The organism is Arthrobacter sp. 05L45_2 (genome assembly GCF_056397525.1).
The window spans coordinates 1-1,340 of record NZ_JBFTNO010000347.1 but is presented as its reverse complement, the minus strand read 5'-3'; the positions used below and the strand labels follow the sequence as shown (position 1 = coordinate 1,340).

The window sequence follows — 1,340 nt, the reverse complement described above, 5'->3', positions numbered from 1 at the left end:
CCCCTGGAGTCCTAGCCAGCTGAGCCTAGACGGTCCGCTGGACCTGGATCACCTTACGGCGAAGCCAGAAGCGCCGTCCGCCGCCCACGTACAGGACGCTGCGTTCGAGCTCCCACTTACCATACTCGGAATGCGCCGCAAGAATCCGGCGGGCCTCGGGCAGCGAATCCTCAGGGCTTACCGTCAATACGAGGTACTCGTACTGACGTGCGTAGTCCCGTTCCCGACGGACCGAGCTGTTCAGAAAATGTTCCTTCATCGCTCTCCATTTTCGTCTTTTTCGGGCTAACGTGAAGTCATGAGCATCGATCCGCGTGTCGCGCTTCAGTCCCTAACCGGCGCCCTCGAAGAACATCTGGCCGCTTCCGCCGCACGGCGGGGGGACGGCGATCCCGCGGTTGAGGCAGCCTTCTTCGCCGTAGCCGATGCCTTCGAGGTTTATGACGACTCCCTCTACGAAGCGTACGGCGAGGTTACCCCCCTCGAAGTCATTGACGAAGAAGATGACGACGACGAGGACGAAGACGTGGACGACGAGGAAGACCTCGAGCTCCTGAAGGACTAAGCAGGACGGACGACGCCGGCGACTCCGCTGGCGTCCCCAGCTTGCTCCCCGGAATTCCCCAGCTTGCAGGCATATTCTGTGGATGTTCCCCACGGAATGCATTCGGTGGCCTGTTGGCTCCGACCGATGAGCCGAGTTCGTGGTCCACGTTGGGTTATTTTCGGAGGATGTTGTTGCCTGCACCATTGATCCGCAGCAGGCCTGCCCTGCTGCTGGGACGATTGTTGCGGCGGCTCGGCCGCACCGCCGCGGGCATGCCGCTGGCCCTGTCGCTGACGGCCTTTATGTGGACCCTGGGAATCGGCACCGGGTCAGTCGTCTCCGGACCCCCGCCGGGCCTGCTCGCCGCCGTTTCGGTAGGCCCTGACCTCCTGCTGGCCGGGCGCTGGTGGCCGGTGTTCTCCTCAGTCTTCTTTCCCGGGCCTCTTGCTTCGTACATCCTCGCCACTGCCCTGATCCTGGGGTGCGTCGGATTGGCCGAAGCCACCATGGGTGTCCGCCGGACGGCCATCGCCTTCGTCGGAGGCCACCTCGGGGCACTCTTTCTCTACGTGGCAACAGTTGAGCTGGGGGCGGCGATCGGCAGCGACTGGCTCGCCTCGCTCCGCCACCCTGCGCTGATGGGTCCGTTTGCTGCGGCGCTGGCCGCCCTGATGGCAGCCAGTCCACGGATCAGCGCGCTCTGGCGCCGGCGGGTACGCTCCGTAGCCATAGCCGTGACGGTGATGCTGCTGCTGTACATCGGGCACCCGCAGAGCCTGCACAGTATGCTGGG

2 protein-coding genes and 1 pseudogene are annotated in these 1,340 nt (G+C 64.3%); 2 read left to right on the top strand and 1 reads right to left on the bottom strand.

Going from position 1 to position 1,340, the window contains the following annotated elements; all coding sequences use genetic code 11:
* Window positions 1–25: 25 nt before the first annotated feature.
* The gene (locus AC1DHD_RS16305; protein WP_476880702.1) at window positions 26–259 is read right to left on the bottom strand and encodes a DUF5703 family protein; all 234 of its coding nucleotides are present in this window, start codon (window positions 257–259) and stop codon (window positions 26–28) included.
* Window positions 260–298: 39 nt separating this feature from the next.
* On the opposite strand from AC1DHD_RS16305, the gene AC1DHD_RS16300 reads away from it, so the two are divergent.
* Both AC1DHD_RS16300 and AC1DHD_RS16295 read left to right on the top strand, forming a co-directional pair.
* Window positions 299–565, top strand: a complete 267-nt coding sequence (locus AC1DHD_RS16300) for a hypothetical protein (protein WP_476880701.1) — start codon at window positions 299–301, stop codon at window positions 563–565.
* Between the two features lie 173 nt (window positions 566–738).
* Window positions 739–1,340 (top strand): annotated as a pseudogene (locus AC1DHD_RS16295) (hypothetical protein); the annotation flags it as partial.